The 14,184-nt window shown below is 63.4% G+C and carries 16 protein-coding genes; 7 read left to right on the plus strand and 9 right to left on the minus strand.

Going from position 1 to position 14,184, the window contains the following annotated elements; translation table 11 throughout:
• Positions 1–95 precede the first annotated feature (95 nt).
• Genes QOS90_RS26050 through QOS90_RS26065 form a run of 4 tightly spaced genes read left to right on the plus strand, consistent with a single transcriptional unit; the run spans position 96 to position 2,855 of the window.
• Entirely contained in the window at positions 96–572 is a 477-nt protein-coding gene (locus QOS90_RS26050) for an aromatic-ring-hydroxylating dioxygenase subunit beta (protein ID WP_027593647.1), read from the plus strand.
• A gap of 10 nt (positions 573–582) precedes the next feature.
• Entirely contained in the window at positions 583–1,335 is a 753-nt protein-coding gene (locus QOS90_RS26055; RefSeq protein WP_085274313.1) for an SDR family NAD(P)-dependent oxidoreductase, read from the plus strand.
• A gap of 51 nt (positions 1,336–1,386) precedes the next feature.
• A complete protein-coding gene (locus QOS90_RS26060; RefSeq protein ID WP_085274314.1) occupies positions 1,387–2,346 on the plus strand; it encodes a PDR/VanB family oxidoreductase in 960 nt (319 codons plus the stop codon).
• Between the two features lie 11 nt (positions 2,347–2,357).
• A complete protein-coding gene (locus QOS90_RS26065; RefSeq protein ID WP_027595331.1) occupies positions 2,358–2,855 on the plus strand; it encodes a flavin reductase in 498 nt (165 codons plus the stop codon).
• A gap of 222 nt (positions 2,856–3,077) precedes the next feature.
• Here QOS90_RS26065 and QOS90_RS26070 read toward each other — a convergent pair whose 3' ends face one another.
• On the minus strand, positions 3,078–3,557 hold the full coding sequence (locus QOS90_RS26070; RefSeq protein WP_027595332.1) for a MarR family winged helix-turn-helix transcriptional regulator: 480 nt from the start codon (positions 3,555–3,557) through the stop codon (positions 3,078–3,080).
• 174 nt (positions 3,558–3,731) lie between these two features.
• Here QOS90_RS26070 and QOS90_RS26075 point away from each other — a divergent pair, with 174 nt between their 5' ends.
• On the plus strand, positions 3,732–4,856 hold the full coding sequence (locus QOS90_RS26075; protein ID WP_085274315.1) for an amidase: 1,125 nt from the start codon (positions 3,732–3,734) through the stop codon (positions 4,854–4,856).
• A gap of 13 nt (positions 4,857–4,869) precedes the next feature.
• Entirely contained in the window at positions 4,870–5,382 is a 513-nt protein-coding gene (locus tag QOS90_RS26080) for a nuclear transport factor 2 family protein (protein WP_027595334.1), read from the plus strand.
• A 42-nt stretch (positions 5,383–5,424) separates the two neighbouring features.
• Here the strand turns inward: QOS90_RS26080 and QOS90_RS26085 are convergent, their stop codons facing one another.
• From QOS90_RS26085 to QOS90_RS26120, 8 genes are all read right to left on the minus strand, one after another.
• Positions 5,425–6,744 (minus strand): alginate export family protein, encoded by a 1,320-nt coding sequence (locus tag QOS90_RS26085; protein WP_085274316.1) that lies wholly within the window; start codon positions 6,742–6,744, stop codon positions 5,425–5,427.
• A gap of 182 nt (positions 6,745–6,926) precedes the next feature.
• Positions 6,927–7,325, minus strand: a complete 399-nt coding sequence (locus QOS90_RS26090; RefSeq protein ID WP_027595336.1) for a c-type cytochrome — start codon at positions 7,323–7,325, stop codon at positions 6,927–6,929.
• 118 nt (positions 7,326–7,443) lie between these two features.
• Positions 7,444–8,358, minus strand: a complete 915-nt coding sequence (gene feaR, locus QOS90_RS26095; RefSeq protein ID WP_027595337.1) for a transcriptional regulator FeaR — start codon at positions 8,356–8,358, stop codon at positions 7,444–7,446.
• 445 nt (positions 8,359–8,803) lie between these two features.
• On the minus strand, positions 8,804–9,322 hold the full coding sequence (locus QOS90_RS26100; protein ID WP_027595338.1) for a cytochrome c family protein: 519 nt from the start codon (positions 9,320–9,322) through the stop codon (positions 8,804–8,806).
• A 4-nt stretch (positions 9,323–9,326) separates the two neighbouring features.
• Complete coding sequence (locus QOS90_RS26105) at positions 9,327–9,848, minus strand: methylamine dehydrogenase light chain (RefSeq protein ID WP_027595339.1); 522 nt, start codon at positions 9,846–9,848, stop codon at positions 9,327–9,329.
• 14 nt (positions 9,849–9,862) lie between these two features.
• Complete coding sequence (gene mauD, locus QOS90_RS26110; protein ID WP_085274317.1) at positions 9,863–10,504, minus strand: methylamine dehydrogenase accessory protein MauD; 642 nt, start codon at positions 10,502–10,504, stop codon at positions 9,863–9,865.
• 3 nt (positions 10,505–10,507) lie between these two features.
• Positions 10,508–11,044, minus strand: coding sequence for a MauE/DoxX family redox-associated membrane protein (locus tag QOS90_RS26115; protein WP_027595341.1), 537 nt, complete (start codon positions 11,042–11,044; stop codon positions 10,508–10,510).
• 15 nt (positions 11,045–11,059) lie between these two features.
• Positions 11,060–12,211: an amine dehydrogenase large subunit gene (locus QOS90_RS26120; RefSeq protein WP_027595342.1), complete on the minus strand. Its 1,152-nt coding sequence runs from the start codon at positions 12,209–12,211 to the stop codon at positions 11,060–11,062.
• A gap of 201 nt (positions 12,212–12,412) precedes the next feature.
• Between QOS90_RS26120 and QOS90_RS26125 the strand changes: the two genes are divergently transcribed.
• Complete coding sequence (locus QOS90_RS26125) at positions 12,413–13,900, plus strand: aldehyde dehydrogenase family protein (RefSeq protein WP_085274318.1); 1,488 nt, start codon at positions 12,413–12,415, stop codon at positions 13,898–13,900.
• Positions 13,901–14,184 lie beyond the last annotated feature (284 nt).

Here is a 14,184-nt window from a genome sequence, read left to right on the forward strand (position 1 = left end):
GACGGGCTGGTGTCCGACGTGAGTGCCGAAACCGGCATGCGCGCGGCGTACCAGCAGTGGAAAAAGATGATGTCGGCGTGAGCGTGGAGAACCCTATGAACCTGCAATTGCTGCAAGAAGTCACCGCCTTCATCTGGCAGGAAGGCGACATGCTCGACCACGGCGAGTACGACACCTGGCTCGGCCAATGGACCGAAAAAGGCACGTACATCATTCCCATCGACCCGCGCGAGAGCGACTACGAGAACACCCTCAACTACGCCTACGACGACCACCACATGCGTGGCCTGCGCGTGCAGCGGTTGATCGGCGGCGAGTCGATTTCCACCAGCCCGCAGCCGCGCACCGTGCGCACGATTTCGCGCTTCCGGGTGCTGGGCGACGACGGTGTCAACGTCACCGTGCGCTGCGCACAGAACGTGCGTGAGTTCCGCAAGGAAAGCCTCAAGCACTACAGCGCCGACCTGACCTACACCCTGGTACGGGCGCAAGGCAGCTTCAAGATCCACCGCAAGGTGATCAGCCTGATCAACAGTGACGATACCCTCGCCGGTATCGGCTACATCCTGTGAGGAACCGACCATGAACCAAGTCGCATTGGTAACCGGCGCCGGCCAGGGCTTGGGCCAGCGCTTCTGCGCGCAACTGCTTGCCGCAGGCTTTGACGTGGTGGTCTCGGACCGTGACCTGGCGCTCGCTGAGGCCAGCGCCGAACAACTGCAGCAAGCCCGGCAAGGGCAGGGCGGCCGTACCCTCGCGGTCAAGCTCGATGTCGCCAGCAAGGCCGATTTCGAGCAGGCGCTGGCCCAGGTGCTGGAGCACTTTGGCGCCCTGCACGTGGTGGTCAACAACGCTGCGGTGACCAAGACCACGCCGCTGATGCAGATCAGCCCGGAAGAATTCGACGCCGTGGTTGGCCTGAACCTGCGCAGCGTGTTCCTCGGTTGCCAGGTGTTCGGCGCGTACCTGGCCGAGGCCGGTTACGGGCGGATCATCAACATGGCCTCGCTGGCCGGGCAGAACGGCGGCACCGCGACCGGCGCGCACTACGCGGCGAGCAAGGGCGCGATCGTCACCCTGACCAAGATCTTCGCCAAGGAGTTCGCTGCCCGTGGCGTCACGGTCAACGCCATCGCCCCCGGCCCGATCGATTCGCCGGCGGTGCATGCCGCGGTGCCTGCCGAGCGCCTGCCAGGGCTACTGGCGAACATCCCGGTGCAGCGCCTGGGGGACGCCGGTTTTCTGGGCGACCTGATCGTGCAACTGGCGCGGCCCGAAGCCTACTTCACCACCGGGGCGACCTGGGACGTGAACGGCGGCCTGTTCATGCGTTGATTTTTTTTGCGGGGCGCTGCGCGCCTCCTGTCGTTACACGGGACACCGGCCATGAATGAACAATTGTTGAACGTAGTCGTGCGCAAGCGCGAGATCCAAGGGGCCGACGTGGTCGTCCTCGACCTGGGGCGCGCTGATGGCGCGGCGTTGCCGGCCTTCGAGGCGGGCGCGCATGTCGATATCCACGTCGCGCCCGGCGTGGTGCGCCAGTATTCGCTGTGCAGTGACCCGGCCGATGCTTCGGTGTATCGCCTGGGCGTGCTGAAAGACCCGGCTTCACGCGGCGGTTCGGTGGGCGTGCACGAGACCTTGCTGGAAGGGCGCGAGCTGCAGATCAGTGCGCCGCGCAACCTGTTCCCGCTGGCGCCGCAGGCCAGCCGTTCGATCCTGCTGGGCGGTGGTATTGGCATCACGCCGATGATCGCCATGGCCCACGCCCTGCACCAGCAGGGCTCGGATTTTGAACTGCATTATTGCGGGCGCTCGCGCAGCCGCAGTGCGTTTCTCGAGGCGCTGGCGGCGGCGCCGTTCGCCGCGCGGGTGGTCACTCACTTCGATGATGAAGACCCGGCACAGCGGCTGAACCTGGAGGCGGTGCTGGGCGCTGCCAGCCAGGGCTCCCACCTGTACACCTGCGGCCCGTCCGGCTTCATGGACTGGGTGATTGAGGGCGCGCGTCGGCAGGGTTATGCCGAAGACCACATCCATAAGGAGTACTTCCAGGTCGAGGTCGACGCCAGTGGCCAAGGTTTCGAAGTGGTGGCGGCGCGCAGCAACAAGACCGTGCAGGTGGCCGAGGGGCAGACCATCCTCGAAGCGCTTGCCCAGGTTGGCATCAAGATCGACATTTCTTGCGAGCAGGGCGTCTGCGGGACCTGCATGTGCGAAGTGCTCGAAGGCGAGCCGGACCACCGCGATGTGTACCTGACCGATGAAGAAAAAGCCGCGAACGACCAGATCCTGGTGTGCTGCTCGCGGGCTAAGTCCAACAAGCTGGTGCTGGATATCTGAGGAGCATGACCATGGTAGATGTAAGCCAGTTTCGCAATGCAATGGCGCTGCTCGGTGGCGCCGTATCGGTCATCACCACCGATGGCCCCGCAGGCCGTTTCGGTTTTACCGCGTCGGCGGTGTGCAGCGTGACCGACGCGCCGCCCACCTTGTTGGTGTGCATGAACCGCGCCTCGTATTCCAATGAGCAATTCAAGGCCAACGGCGCGCTGTGCGTGAACGTGCTGGCCGGTACCCATCAGGAGTTGTCGGGGGCGTTTGCCAACCGCAACCTGAGCACGGAAGAGCGCTTTGCGACCACGCACTGGACCGTGCTGGAGAGCGGCGCGCCGGTGATGCAGGAGGCGCTGGTCAACTTTGACTGCCGCATTGCCCAGGTGCATGAGGTGGGTTCGCACAGCATTTTCTACTGCGAGATCCAGGATATCCGCCATGGTGGGGCGGACGATGGGCTGGTGTATTTCAACCGGGCCTATCACCGGGTATGCGAGGCCTCGAAGGCGTGCTGAGCAGCTTGCGTTAACCCTGTGTAGGAGCAGCCTTGTGCTGCGAAGAGGCCGGTGAAAGCAACCGCGATGTGTGCTCTCGAAGGCGTGCTGAGCAGCTTGCGCTGACCCTGTGTAGGAGCAGCCTTGTGCTGCGAAGAGGCCGGTGAAAGTACCGGCGCTGTGTGCCGTTTGCACTGGCCTCTTCGCAGCACAAGGCTGCTCCTACAGGGAGGGGATTGGGTGTTAAGGGGTTTCGAGGTTATGGAACACCACTTCCAGCATCCGGTTCAGGCGCTGCACCTGTGCTTCGGTCAGCCCCTTGAAACTGCGCTGGAACAGTTCCCGCGTCACGTCCTGCATGCGCTCGATGTTCTGCAGGCCGACTTCGGTGATCCGCACCTGGGTCACGCGCCCATCCTCCGGGCTTGGTGCGGTATCGACCAGGCCGTCGTCCTTCATGCGGTAGACGATCTTGGTGATGGTCGACAGCTTGGCGATGGCGTGGGTGGAGATCTCGGAAATGCTCGATTCACCGTTCTCGTTGAGGATCCACAGCACGCGCCAGCGCGGCACGTCGAGGTCGATCTTCTTGAGCAGACGTTCCATGTTCTGGGTGTAGCGGCCATGCACGCGCGCCAGCCAGTAGAAGGGGAAATCTTCCTTGCGAAATTCATCGCTGGCCGGGTCGTGGTGGCTGTGGCCTGTGTTTTTCGAGTTGCTCATCGATTCACTACTTGTGCGGAAATAGTCGCGACATCATAGACGTTTCCGCGCATTTGGCTACCGTAAAGCGAGCGCATAATACTGGAATGTTCAGTTGACATTTCAAGTAATCGGCACGCATTTTATCGGCTGGGCCCAGGCCCGGCATCCATTCTTGAAGAGGGCTGCACAACAATGACAATCATAGTAGAAACCCTTGATCTGGGCGGCACCGGCCCCCGGGTCGTGGTCAAGGACACCATCGATGTCGCCGGTACCGCGACCCGCGCCAGCAGCCAGGCGTTAGAGGATGCGCCGCTGGCCGAGCGGCATGCCGACGTGGTCAGCCAGTTGCTGGCGGCCGGTGCCCGGCTGACCGGCAAGGTTAGCCTGCACGAACTGGCGTTCGGCACGACCGGCATCAACCGCTATACCGGCACGGCCGCCAACCCGCGCTTTCCGGGGCGCATACCCGGTGGCTCGTCCAGCGGCTCGGCTGCTGCGGTGGCCGCGGGCCTGGCGGATTTCAGCCTGGGCACCGACACCGGTGGCTCGGTGCGTGTCCCGGCCTGTTGCTGTGGCGTGTTTGGCCTCAAGCCGACGTTTGGTCGGGTAAGCCGTAAAGGCGTGATGCCGGCCCGCACCAGCCTCGACTGCGTTGGCCCGTTCGCCGCGAGCCTGCCGATGCTGGTACGCGCCATGAGCATGATCGACCCCAGTTTCGTCCCCGCCCAGGTACCGGCCAAGGCGCGCATCGGCGTATTGCGGGTGACCGCCGAGGCCGCCATCCACAAAGTGGTGCACGGGGCCCTGAGCGCCAGTGGCTTGCCGTTGGGCAATGTCGAACTCAAACACTTTGGCGCCGCCTATGACGCCGGCATGGTCGTGATCAACCGCGAGACGTTCGAAGGCTGTGGCCACCTTCTGCAAACCGGCAAGGTCGGCAGCGATATCGCCGGGCGCCTGGCGGCAGCGGGGCAGACCACTGACACGGCGCTGGCCGAGGCGGAGGAAGTGCGTCGACGCTTTACTGAAGAAGTCGACCAGGCCCTGGCCAACTTCGATGTCCTGGCCCTGCCGACCATGCCGGACTTCCCACTGCGCCTGGAGGACGCCGCCGATACCCGCGCGGTGCTGGGCATGACCTCGCTGGTGCGGCCGTTCAACCTGTCGGGGCACCCGGCGTTGAGCATTCCGCTGGGCAGCGAGGCCGGTTTGCCGGTCGGCCTGCAACTGGTGGCGGCCAAAGGTGCCGACGAGAAATTGCTGGCAGTGGCCGAGCGCTTGCTGCTGAACCTGTACGCCGGCAACGATCATTGAGGCCACGATTGCGATGACCGATATCCTCGAACTCCAGGCCCGCCTGCGCAGCTTTGAAAACCAGCAGGCCATCCGCGTCTGCATCAACCGCTACATGGCGTTGTGCGACCAACTGGACGCGCAATCCCCGCTCGATGAACTGGCGCAGCTGTTTTGCCGTGATGCGGTGTGGGAGGGCAAGGGCGCCAAGTACGCCGAGAGCTTTGGCGGCTACCGCGGGCGCGAAGCGATCCGGGCGATGTTCGCCACCTACATGAAGACCCCGGCGCATTTCGCTTTGAATGTGCACTTTCTGACCAGTGAGGTTATCGAGGTGGCCGGTGAGGAAGGAGTGGGGCGCTGGGTGATGTTGCAGACCAGTACCTTTGCCGACGGCGCCTCGCACCTCAATGCTGCCCGGCTGACCGTGCGCTTTGCGCTGGAAGAGGGCCAGTGGCGCATGGCGCATTTCCAGACCGAGAACCTGTTCAGCCGACCAGTGACGGCGTGGAACAGCGACGCGCCGTTGCCGGTGCCAGAGCGGTAGTCACGGATGCTGGGGCTGCCAAGCAGCCCCAGTGCCTGCAGCTCAGAAGGTACTGACGAACACCACCTGGCCATACAGGTTGTCGTGGTTGTTGCCCAACTGCGTCCCCCCTTGCTCCACGCTGCGATCCGGCTGATACAACCCCACCAGCGGCACGATCATCAGGTGATCATTGAGGGTCCACTCGGCATAGATATCCAGCTCGCGACCGTCCACATTGCCCAGGCTGCGATCGATGGTGTCGAAATGGAACCCCATCACGCCAAGGTTCAACGTCGGCGTCGGGCTGACCGTCAGGCCGACCTTCTGCACCCGCGCATTGCTGTTGAACGGCCCGGCATAGTTACCGGCCACCTCACCCTGGAACCAGGTACCCAACCCGCGCCCGAGGCCATAGAACAGCGTGTCGTACTGCTCGGAAAAGCGGCTGTAGCGGTAGCTCAGGTTCGGTTGCCAGGGCAGGTCGGCGAAGGTCCAACCGGCTTCTAGGTACCAGGCGTCCTCGGTGGCGGTATGGGGCTTGTCCTGTTTGGCGTATTCCCCGGACAGAAACAGGTTTTCTACCCCGGCATTGCCCTGGCCACGCAGGCTGTAAGTCTTCATGCCATCACGTTCCAGTTGCAGCGGAGAGGCGTACTGTTCGTCGACATGGGTAGTGCCGATATAAGTCAGGCCGACGGTGCCGGCGTCCGCCACATGCTCAAGGGTGGCCACGTGCAGTTCGGTGTTGGCCTGGGCGCGGTTGTCTGACTGTAGCCACATCAGGTCGCCGCGCCAACCACTGCTGCCGCCCAGGCGCAGCACGGCGGTCTTGTCGAAGCTCTTGCGAGCGGCGAGGTAGTACGCACCGCCCCGGTTGAACTGACCATCGGCAAGGCCATGGCCGACGTTCAGCGAGTCACCCTGAAGCAGAAACCCATCGCCCACGGCGACCATCTGCTTGCCGAACGACAGGTCGATACCGTCCTCGCCCAGCATCGGCACCAGGTTGCCGGACTTCCAGCCCACGTAGGCATCCTCGATCTTGCTGGTGCGTTCGCTACCATCGCTAAAGCCGGCAGCATCACCGTCGCCCCAGGTCGCTGAGCTGAGCATGGCGAAGGCGCCGTACAGCGAACCGACGCTGCCCAGGGCCTGGTCGGCGCTCAAGCCATACTTGATGTAGCCTTCCCGCCACGAGGTGGAGCCGGGTTGGTCGCGGGCGATGGCGTAGCTGCGTTCGCTGTGGAATGCACCGAACACGGCTTCCACATTGGCGTTCAGATGGCGTTCGGCATCGCTGTACAGCTCGTGCGCGGACGCACTCAGCGAAGCCCCGGCCAGGAGTGCGGCCAAGGTTAGGCGGAACGGGCGATGGTGCATGGTCTGGCTTCCTTTGTCATGGTTTTGGCAGAAGTTCCGAAGACGTGCCAATGATCATGAAGCAAGCTCAGCCCTGGGCTTTTGCCCTGGCTGCCAGTTGACTTTGGCGGTGTGCCAAGCTGATGGGGCGGGCGTTAAAAACGCAGAAGGCCCCATCGCGGGGCCTTCGTGGGCAAACGTGGTTACTTGAGGCCGGCGAGGAAACACGTCACCGACTGGCGTTCGCCAGCGTCCGGCAACCCTGCATAAGGCATGTAGGTGCCGGGTACTGCCGCCTGTGGCTGGGCAATGAAGGCGCCGATGCTTTGCGCCGTCCAGGCCGCCTGGCGGGTTTTCATGGCCTGAGAGTAATTGGCCCCTGGCACGGTACCGGGGGTACGGCCCACCACGTCGTGCAGGTTGGGGCCCATCATCACTGGGCCATCCTTTTGCGCCGAATGGCACGCGGCGCAGTCACGCGCGAACACCTGTTCGCCCTGTTGGCGCTGCGGGGCCGCGCAGTCTTCGGCCAGGGCCAGCGGGCTGGCCAGCGCGGCGAGCAGGAAGGGCATTACGAACTTGCTGGATACGACGGTCGACATCACGCACGGTTCCTGGGTAGGGCAGCGCGGGGCTGCTTCTTGTTGGTGTTCTGCTTGATTGTGTGCGAGTACAGGCGGGCGGGTTTTGTTGTGCCTGCCAGGGTGTTTGCTGGGCTTGTCAGTTGGCGTGACGCTTGCGGTACTCGCCTGGGGTCATGCCAAACCGGCCTTTGAATGCGGTGCTGAAGTAACTCGAATCGGAAAACCCCCAGGCATACCCCAGCGACGACACCTTCTGATCCATCGACGGGTTGCGCAGGCTTTCGGCGCAGAAGTCGAGGCGGCGGTTGCGGATGTACTGGGCGATGACCAAGTCGTGTTTGGCGAAGATGCGGTACAGGCTGCGCATGGAGATGCCCACTTCGCGGGCAATGAACTCAGGTGTCAGGCTTTCGCAGGTGATGCGCTGGTCAATCAGTGCCAGGGCCTTGCGGAACATCCGCTCGTGGCTGCCGGGCACCGAGTCCTGGGTGATGGCGGGACGCAGCAAGGCGATCAGCGCCTCCAGTACCGCCTGGCTTTCGTTGTTGGCCATGTGCTGGGTGCGGCCGGCTTCGAGCATCATCTGGCGGGCCATGCTGGCCAACGGGGTTTGCGCTTCGATGCGTTTGGCGCAGGCCACGTTGACGCCGCGGGTACTGCTCTGGACCTGAGTGCGCGGCAAAATCAGCGACAACTGGCGCGAGCGCTGGTGAAAGTGCATGTCCAACGGGGCACTGGCGTCGATCAGGGTCAGGTCGCCGGGCCGCAGTTCGATGCGTGCATCCTGGTGCTCGATATGCGAGGTGCCGGCCATCTGCAAGACGGCATAGTAGTTGTCGGCACCGCTGGCGCGTATTTCCCGCGGGCCGCGGAACAGGTTGACGTGGGTCATGTCGACGATGCTCATGGAAATCTGGCCTACCTGGCACTTTTCGAGCTGGCCGACGAAGCCTGCGTCGAGCTTGCGGGCGTTGAAGTGGCCGCAGGCATCGTTGACCTGGCTGAGCCAGGCCTGGAAGTGATCGTCGGTAACACGGGTTGCTGGTGTCATGGGGGCCTCGCACGGTAGGACGTGGAACGGTTCGCTTGAGCGAACTCTTGGAGGGGTGCCTTAAAGCATTATAATTCACTTGAATTTTCAAGCAAAAATCGGGCCTGAGAGGGGGTGGTGTAGCAGGGGGTATTTGCTAGTGCATTGTTTTAATTGGGATTAATTTTATTTGTGATGAGGGTGTTGGCAGTGGTAGTGGTGTGATTAGTGCGCTGGAATGCGCTGGGATGTAGCCAATTGATACAGGTTTGTTTCCAGATGTTGCACTTTGGCAGGTTGGGGGAGGGCGACGAGGTGCCTGCCTCATGTTGTGAGGTGGCGCTCGATCTCACAGGCGCCGAAAATCCTGCGACGAACACCCCCAACCCCCCCCAAAAAAAACCACCCGACAACCAAAAAAAAAGCCCGCTGACAGGGCGGGCTGAAGGCACAACGCTTGCGTGATTCAGTGGCCAAGCCCATCGCTGATGGCAATGCCCTTGGCCTGCATCGCTTCGATCAACCCGGCGCGCACATGCGGCAGGTTGAGCATGCTGTTCTGACGTACCCGATGCACTTCCTCGCCGCTGTACGGCGGCCATTGCTCGGGTGAGCTGTTGCCGGCCATCCCATCCCGCGCCAGCAGCCAATTAAGCAAATCGGCAATCTGCTGATCATTAAGCGCCGACTGGGAAATCCCCGGTACCCGCACCAGAAACTCGCGCCCGCCCGGCACCCGCAGGAAGTTGCCGACAAACCCCTGCATGCGCGGCGTGTCGTTGGCCGCCGAGCCTTCGCCGTTGTCGCGGTGGCAGCCGGCGCACTGCAATTGGTAATTCACCGGCACCGAGTAGCCGGCCTGGGCAATCGGCACCGGTGGCACCTCGTTGCCCGACGCCGGGCGCTGGTTGGGGTTGGGCAGGGTCCTGGCCTGGGCGACAGGCGCCAGCAGGCACAGGATCAACACCGCGGTCAGGGCCTTCACGGCGCTAGACCGCCACACCGCGGATGATGGTAACGGTGCAGTTGTAGATCTTCGACTCAGCCCCGAGGCACCAGTTGATGTCGTTGTTGTTGAACGGGCGATACAAGGGTTGTTCATCGTCGTTGCGCGAGCAGGCGCACTGGCCGCACGCGTGCTTACCGCAGCAGTCGTTGTACGAGATGATGTAGTTCTTGCCATCGGCCGGGTTGCGGCAGGTGCCGATCCAGGTCACCAGCGAGGCATCGGTGCCGGGCGGGCAGGAGGTAATCGAACCGCCGCAGCACGAGCACAGGAAACCGTCGATCGAGCAGTTGCGCCAGTAGTCACAACTGGTCGGGTCACCTGGGTCGCCCATTTTCGGCTGCTCGGCGGCCAGCGCCTTGGCGGTGCGGTCGATCGGCAACAGCACCGGCAGGGCCGCGCCGGCGACGATCAGCGAGCCCAGGCGTGCCAGCACCTTACGCCGTGAGGTGGTGTCGGCGACATGACGGCTGGAGCGTTCAAACAGTTTGTCGAGAAAACTCATGGTGTGCTCCGCGATCAGTGTTGCGCGCTGTGTGGGTGGGCATGGTCATGGTCGTGAGCATGGCCGTGCGCGTGGTTGCCGTGCAGGTACTGCTGCAGGCTCGCGCTGCCCAGGTGCACGGTCTCGAACAGGCTGTCGAGGTGCTCGCGGGAGTTGACCAGGCCCTTGGCGCGCAGGGTGCCGGCCTGGTCGATCAACACGGCGTACGGCAGCTTGCCAATCTGGTAGGTCATGCCGATCTCGGGGCCGACCACATAGGTGGCTTGCTGCAAGTCGTTGGCGTCGATCAGGGCCTGCTGTTCGGCAAAATCACCGTCGCTGACATAGATCACGTCCAGCTCGCCGCTGTTGTCCTTGGCAATCGACTTGACCGCCGGCAGCAGCGATTTGCACACCGGGCAGCCGGGCGCGAGGAAGAACAGCAGCTGCGAGCGTTCGCTGCAGTAGCCGATGTTTACCGGGCGGCCATGACGGTCGGCGGCGGTGACCTGTGGGGCGGGGTCGTTGACCGTCACGCCTTTGTCTACCATCAGCGCACCGGCAGGCGCGATGCGGCCATGCAGCACGCCGATCTGGCGCACCAGGGCCATGACCGTGAACGCCACCGCGATCAGCAGCAGCCAGAGCAAAATGTTCGATGCGATAAGCAGTTGCATGGGTTATCTCCCAGTCAATTTGGCAAGACGCGGCTGGTTGGCCAGCAGGCCATCCACCGCCACATGAATCAGCAGCGCCACGGCACTGGCCGCAATCACCACGAAAATATCCAGGGCACCGAGTGCACGCTCGGCCATGGGCAGCGCCGCCAGGCCGGCCGACAGGGCGATCACCAGGTTGCGCAGCAACAGCACTGGGCGCAGTGGCTGGGCAGCGCCGGGGCCTGAACAGCCGCAATCGATGTCGCGGCGGCCACGCCACAGGTTGATGCCGATGGCGCTGGCATACAGCGCCATCAACAGCACCACCGCCAACGCCGCGCTGGCTCGCCCACCGGGTAGCAGCAAGGCCAGCGCCAGGGCCAGTTCGGCCAGTGCAAGGCTTGCCGTGGCTACCGGTGCCAGGGGTGCTGGCAGCAGTTGGTAGTCGCGCACGATGGCGCTGAACGCGCGCAGGTCACGTAGCTTGTGGCTGGCGGCACTGGCCAGCAGCGTCGCCAAAGCGGTACTGCTGGCAATCACGAGAACAGGGTCGAGCATGGTCGGGTCTCCTGTTTACCAAGGGGCCAAGGTGAGCACGGGCGTGTCGGCGATCTGGTCCATGGCACCGCTGTGCTTGCCGGTGGCCAGGTCGAAGAACTGCACGCCGCCTTCCAGGTCAGTGGCCACCAGGATGGGCGCCTTGTCATGGCTGGCCTGCAGGCTCCAGACCGGCTTGGGCGAGTCGAGCGTGCCGAATTTCTTGCCCGTCTTCAGGTCGAACGCCCAGATGGTGGTGCTCGGGTCTTCCCATTTGCCATCGGTGTGCTGGTCATGCATCAGCGCATACAGCCGGTTCAGGCCTGGCGCCAAGGCCAGGGCTTGCCAGCCACCCGGCGCCCAGCCTTGCTTGCGTTCCTCGTCGCTGACCAGCGACCAGGTGGGCTGCGGCTTGGCCTTGCCCCCTTCGAAACTCACCGGGTACACCTCGCCATGGGTGGTGGTGAAATAGTAGGTGTCGCCGTTGGCGATGGCGCGCTCGTTGAGGCGGACCTTGTTCGGGTCGAAGAACGGCGTCTGGGTACGCGAGACTTCCTTGCCGTCATCATCCAGTGTCACCACCAGCAGTTGGCCGTCACCGCACAGTGACGCGAAGCTGCGCTTGCCGACTGGGTAGTTGAGTACGCAGCCGCTGATGGCGACTTCGCTGGCGACCGTGTGCGTCTGAGTATTGACCACGGTCACCGATGTCGACGGCGTCAGGTTGAAGACATATGCCAGCTTGCTGTCGGCGCTGACGCCCATCGCGTACTTCTCGGTGAGCGTGGAGGCGCGCTTGGCGGGCAGTACCACTTCCCATTGCGGGCGCAGGGTCTGGGTGTCCCACGCCACCAGTACGTCGGTGCGTTCGCCGTAGGTGCCACGCGAGTAGAACAGGTTGGCCGAGTACAGGGTGCGGTTGTCCGGGCTCAGCGCCGTTGGGGCGACGAAGGCGTTGGTGGTCATGCCGAGCATGCGCTTGGCCTTGGGGTCGACCACCACCACCTTGCCGGCGATGGGGTTCTTGAAGTCCACATCGAGGATGTAGACACGGTGAGGGTCCGGCGGGAACGGCAGGTTGTTCTGGCCGATCTCTTCGGCGGGCAGGTCGGCCCGCACCGCGCTTGTGCTCGCAGCCAGGGCCAAGGCCAGGGCTGCCGAGATGCTAAGCCTGTCTACGCGACGCATTGGCTATCTCCGATGTTGTTATGGGTTATGCAGATATCGCAGTGATCGCAGTGTGCCGCCTGGGCCGGCGTGGTGATTTGGCCAGCGTGACATTCTCTTGAGGCTCCCTGACAAAACGCCAGTCGGGGCTGGCAGGCGGGTAGGCGGGGGCCTGAAGATCGGCCCGCACACACTTTTGCGCTGCCTTCCAGGAGTCATGTCATGAGCGATATCCAGCTGTTACCTGCCGTGGTCGAGTTCCTCGCCAGGCCCCATGGCCATTTCATCGATGGCCAATACCAGGCGGGTGAGGCGGGGCCGTCAGTCGATATCCACGACCCCTCCAGCGGCACAGTCATCAGCCGGGTTGCCGAGGCCAGCGAGGCGGAAGTAGCACGTGCGGTGCACAGTGCCCGGCAGGCCTTCAAGGGCAGTTGGGCTGAGGTTTCGCCCTATCAGAAAGGCGTGGTGCTCAACCGCTTGGCTGACCTGATCGAGGCCAATGCCGAAGAGCTGGCACAGCTCGAGACCCTGTGTTCCGGCAAGTCGATCAACCTCTCGCGGGGGTTGGAGATCGCTCAAAGTGTAGTCTTCCTGCGTTACTTCGCGGGTTGGGCGACCAAGATCACTGGGCAGACCATGACCCCGTCGCTGCCTTCATTCGGTGGCGAGCGCTACACCGCCTTTACCCTGCGTGAGCCGGTGGGCGTGGTCGCGGGGATCGTGCCGTGGAATTTCTCGGTGATGATCGGTATCTGGAAGATCGCCTCTGCCTTGGTAACCGGTTGCACCATCGTGATCAAACCCAGCGAATTCACGCCGCTGACGCTGCTGCGCATCGCCGAACTGGCGGTCGAGGCAGGGGTGCCGGCGGGGGCGTTCAACGTGGTCAATGGGCGCGGGCAGGCGGGCCAGCTGTTGATCGAGCACCCGCTCGTGGCCAAGGTCGCGTTCACAGGCTCGGTGCCGACCGGTATCGCCGTCGGCAAGGCCGCGATGGCGGCGAACCTGACCCGCGCCACGCTGGAGCTGGGGGGCAAGAACCCGGCTGCCTTGCTGGCCGATGTGGACGTGGACGGTGCCGTGTCAGGCATCCTGCAGACTGCCTTCGTGCACCAGGGGCAAGTGTGCGCATCGCCGGAGCGGGTGTATGTGCACCGCAGCAAGGTTCAGGAATTTACCCGCAAGCTGGGTGAAGCGCTGGGGCAGTTGAAGATTGGTTCGGCGCTGGACCCCGACGCCCAGTTCGGCCCTTTGGCCAATACTGCGCACCTGCAGAAGATTCTCGGCTTCTTCGAGCGTGCCCGGGCCAGCAACACGGTGGTCTGTGGGGCGAAGGCGCTCGACCGGCCGGGCTACTTCGTCGAGCCTACGGTGGTGCTGGCCAATGACGCCAGTGACCCGTTGCTGCACGAGGAAACGTTCGGCCCGATCGTCTGTGTGCTGCCGTTCGACGATGAAGAGCAGCTGCTGGCGTTGATGAATGATAGCCCCTATGGCCTGACCGCCAGCCTGTGGACCAACGACCTGTCCAAGGCGCTACGGCTGATCCCGCAGATCGAAGCGGGCACGGTGTGGGTCAACATGCACACCTTCCTCGACCCGGCGGTGCCGTTTGGTGGGTCGAAGGCATCGGGGGTAGGGCGTGAGTTTGGCAGTGCGTTCATCGAGGATTACACCGAGCTCAAATCGGTGATGATCAGGTACTGAGCAAAGCTAGCAATCGTTTAATCGTGTAGGAGCAGCCTTGTGCTGCGAAGAGGCCGGTGACACCAGCAAATGCTCACTGTGTTATCACCGACCTCTTCGCAGCACAAGGCTGCTCCTACAACGCGGGTGCTCTAGAATGGTCGTTTTACCCGAGCCCGCAACGCCATGTTGCCCATCGAACTGCTGCCGACCACCGCTGATCAGGCCCCTCTGATCCGCAACTGGCTGCTGCGTTGCTATGCGCAAGACTCGCCCGCCTTCATTCGGCAAAGGACAGTGCAGCA

The organism is Pseudomonas sp. LAIL14HWK12:I10, from assembly GCF_900184205.1.
GTDB lineage: Bacteria > Pseudomonadota > Gammaproteobacteria > Pseudomonadales > Pseudomonadaceae > Aquipseudomonas > Aquipseudomonas kermanshahensis.